The sequence below is a fragment of the Aureispira sp. CCB-QB1 genome (assembly GCF_000724545.1).
Lineage (GTDB): Bacteria > Bacteroidota > Bacteroidia > Chitinophagales > Saprospiraceae > Aureispira.
Genome location: NZ_JHBV01000167.1, coordinates 1 through 3,506, shown reverse-complemented (window position 1 = coordinate 3,506; position 3,506 = coordinate 1). Strand labels below are relative to the sequence as shown.

5 protein-coding genes and 1 pseudogene are annotated in these 3,506 nt (G+C 30.5%); all 6 read left to right on the top strand.

What is annotated here, in order from left to right:
- Positions 1-87 precede the first annotated feature (87 nt).
- Positions 88-582 (top strand): hypothetical protein, encoded by a 495-nt coding sequence (locus CG11_RS28870; protein ID WP_052600377.1) that lies wholly within the window; start codon positions 88-90, stop codon positions 580-582.
- A gap of 2 nt (positions 583-584) precedes the next feature.
- Complete coding sequence (gwsG, locus tag CG11_RS28865; protein WP_052600376.1) at positions 585-1,478, top strand: grasp-with-spasm system ATP-grasp peptide maturase; 894 nt, start codon at positions 585-587, stop codon at positions 1,476-1,478.
- Complete coding sequence (locus CG11_RS28860; protein WP_052600375.1) at positions 1,471-1,686, top strand: hypothetical protein; 216 nt, start codon at positions 1,471-1,473, stop codon at positions 1,684-1,686. The genes gwsG and CG11_RS28860 overlap by 8 nt, the downstream gene beginning before the upstream one ends.
- Complete coding sequence (locus CG11_RS28855) at positions 1,667-2,263, top strand: hypothetical protein (protein WP_052600374.1); 597 nt, start codon at positions 1,667-1,669, stop codon at positions 2,261-2,263. Before CG11_RS28860 ends, CG11_RS28855 begins: the two co-directional genes overlap by 20 nt.
- Positions 2,178-2,759, top strand: a complete 582-nt coding sequence (gene gwsS, locus CG11_RS29590; RefSeq protein WP_072011026.1) for a grasp-with-spasm system SPASM domain peptide maturase — start codon at positions 2,178-2,180, stop codon at positions 2,757-2,759. Before CG11_RS28855 ends, gwsS begins: the two co-directional genes overlap by 86 nt.
- A 24-nt stretch (positions 2,760-2,783) precedes the next feature.
- Positions 2,784-2,975, top strand: a pseudogene (locus tag CG11_RS28845) (cysteine peptidase family C39 domain-containing protein); the annotation flags it as partial.
- Between the last annotated feature and the right edge of the window lie 531 nt (positions 2,976-3,506).

Genomic DNA, 3,506 nt, shown 5'->3' with positions numbered 1-3,506 from the left:
TAGTAGTGAGGAGCTTTTGGAAGAAAAATATCTAATAAATTTTAAATCGGCTTAAACTGGTCCTATAAATGGGGTACACCTCACATTATGTTTAACGATACAACGATAAAAAAGGGATTTAGTAGTTTTGATATTTTATTAATCCATCAAATTAAAAATCATAGAGAGTTTTTTATTCCTATTTTAGAAAAATTCTTATACAATGGGCAAATGCACAATAAATCGTTTGTATCTCATTCAAAAAACTTTTATCCATTAAGTCAATATAAATTAAATTGTATGGAATCTGTACAAGGGCTTTTTATACAAGTTAAGGATGAATTATTTACTTGTTGTTGCAAAGAAGAAGAAAAAATTGATTCTCTCAGAAAGACGTATTATTTAGAACCACTAAAAGAGCTAAGAAAGAAAGCCACATTTCATTATGAGCGAGACCGAAGATTTAGTTTTGGAGGGTATTCTTTTAAATATTACACGGATAAAGGAGAAGACGATTTATTAAAAATAAAAGAAGAACTTTTAGAGCAAGGATTTATTTTATATAAGAAACTCAATAGTGAGAGAGCATATCATAAAAAATAGTCATGAGAAATAAAAAAGTAATTATCATGTCTTCTGAAACTGATGTATCTACTAACAAAGTTGTTACTTTTCTTACAACAAAATATACTAAAATATCTAGCTCTACCTCTATTGAGAAGATAAAAAAGCTATTTGAAGGAAATTATAATTTTTGGTACCGAAGAGGAATTATTCAGAAACAAAACAATATTAATCCTTTCTTCCAAAGAGAGTGGAATACGGTTCAATCTTATTTACATTCTAAACTAGAGAAAAGCGCACAATTTTGTCTTGGAAGTTATACAAAAGAAATTCATAACAATAAACTTATAAATTTAACAATTGCGCAAGAATCTGGACTTAATGTTCCAAAATATAATGCTATTTCTTCAAAAAAAGCACTTCTTAAGTTTAAACAGGAATTTGATAAGATTGTCATAAAACCAGCTTGGAATTTAGCGTCATTTGTACAAGATGGCATTAATTATAACACAAAAAATACAGTATTATCTAATGAAAATGACTTTGCCAATATAAGTGACTCTTTTTTACCCTCGTTCGTTCAAGAATACATTGATAAAAAATACGAACTACGTGTTTTTTTTCTGAAGGGGAAGTTTTATTCTATGGCAATATTTTCTCAACTCGATGAACAAACAAAATTAGATTATAGAAATTATAATCGAACAAAACCTAATCGAACTGTTCCTTACCAACTACCTTCTATTATAGAAAAAAAATTACAAGCTTTTATGGAAGGTATGGGACTTGATACTGGCAGCATTGATATTATCTTTGGAACAGATAATAAGTATTATTTTTTAGAAGTAAATCCCGTAGGTCAATTTGAATGGCTCAATGAAAATTGCAATTATTACATTGAAAAAGAAATAGCAAACTTGTTAATGTATGAATAATATAAACAAAAAACTTTTTCAAGAAGAGCAAGAACATTCGCTCCCATTGATTGCTCACTTTTTGAATACTAAAGAGTTGACAACAATTAAAGTTGAAAAGCAATTGAAATATGTAGCAATTGATTTTTATCAATCTCAAGCTATAAAAACGTACCCTTATTACAAACCTATCTCAAAAATTATAACAAGTGCATCTTATAGAAAATAAATTCCCATTACTATATGCATCTTGTGTTCCAGTCAAAGGACAGACGAGAGCAATTATATGTGATATGCAACGACAAGCCTATCTCTTTATTCCTAATACCCTTTTCGAAGTGTTATCACAACACCAAGGAAAAACATTAAAAGAAATCAAAGCAACTTATGAGCACAAATATGATGAAACAATAGATGAGTATTTTTCATTTTTAACAGAAAAAGAATATGTTTTTTTCGCTGATAATCCTGCTCTTTTCCCAAAAATCAATCTATCATGGGAAGACCCTAGAAAACTCACTAATGCAATTATTGACATTGACAATAATAGTAGGCTTACCTTACATGACTATGAGTCTATTTTCGATCAATTAGGAGCATTAGGATGTGAGCATATACAAATAAGAAGCTTTGAGGATAAAGGATTATCTTTTTTCATCAACATGCTCCATACAATCGGCTCAAAACGAATCATTTCAGTAGAGTTAATTATAAAACACAATGCTAGTCTCAGAAAAACAGCTTATAAATTTATGTCATCAATTTCCAAGAATTTTCTCTATAACATTACACGGATCTTCTTATGACAAGATAATCAATACTGCAAACCAAAACATGGGGTATCTTATTTTTACAAAGGAATTGATTCATTCTTGTTTTCAATGTGGCACAATATCATCTACTTTTTTTACTATAAATACAAAATCTTTCACAGAATCTCAACACTACAACACCTGTCTTAATCGAAAAATATCTATCGACACGCAAGGACGTATCAAGAACTGTCCCTCGATGCAACAATTCTTTGGGCACATTTATGATACTTCATTAGAAGATGTAATTTCGAATCCAGCCTTCACAAAAGTATGGAACATCAAAAAAGATGAAATTGAAAAATGTAAGGGCTGCGAGTTTCGGCATATATGCACCGATTGCCGTGCGTACTTAGAGCATCCTGAGGATTTATATTCTGCGCCATTAAAATGTGGGTATAATCCCGAAACGTGCGAATGGGAAGACTGGAGTACCAATCCCCTGAAAGAAAAAGCCATCGAATACTATCAACTTCAATCTACTTTTTAATCCAATCTTATTTCTTCTTCCTCTATGCCCTTAAAATTCCCATTTTACAAACAGTTAGATGCCATGGATTGTGGTCCAACCTGTCTCAAAATGATTGCACAATGGCATGGAAAATCCATTCCTTTACAATATCTAAGAGAGAAATGTTATATCACAAGAGAAGGCGTTTCTATGTTGGGGATTACAGAAGCAGAAGAAAATATAAGCTACCGTACAATTGCATTTATCAAAAAAATGCACAAATGAATGGAGTGTCTTTTTGTTAAAAAAATGCAAAATAATAATTCAAATATTGAATTTGTCAATTTAAAAGTATACTATTGTGAACAACCTTAAAATATTTCTCTAACCCATGTATTCCCAAACTCCTTTCTATTGATATAAATATTACTCATATGCATTCTGTGTATTTTTTGATAAATGCAATTGTAGATTTGTAGTCTATAATATTTTGCCTATTACTGCCAGTTATAGACATGGGATTCCTGTACCCAATTTTGTTCTGATCAAACAAAATCAAACCCAACAGGCGTCAAACTCACTTACGGAAAGTGGCTAATCTTAAATAGTAAAAATTTTTTTGATGAAAAATAGATATTATTAGGAATAAAGCCAGACCGCGCGTACGCATACGCAAGGCAGGATTATTTTTCGTATATTAAAGGCATGAACTATGATAACTTAAAAAAGAATCCGACAAATTTCTTGTCTCTAACGAGCCTAAAGGTAGAAGAGTTTGAAAAACTT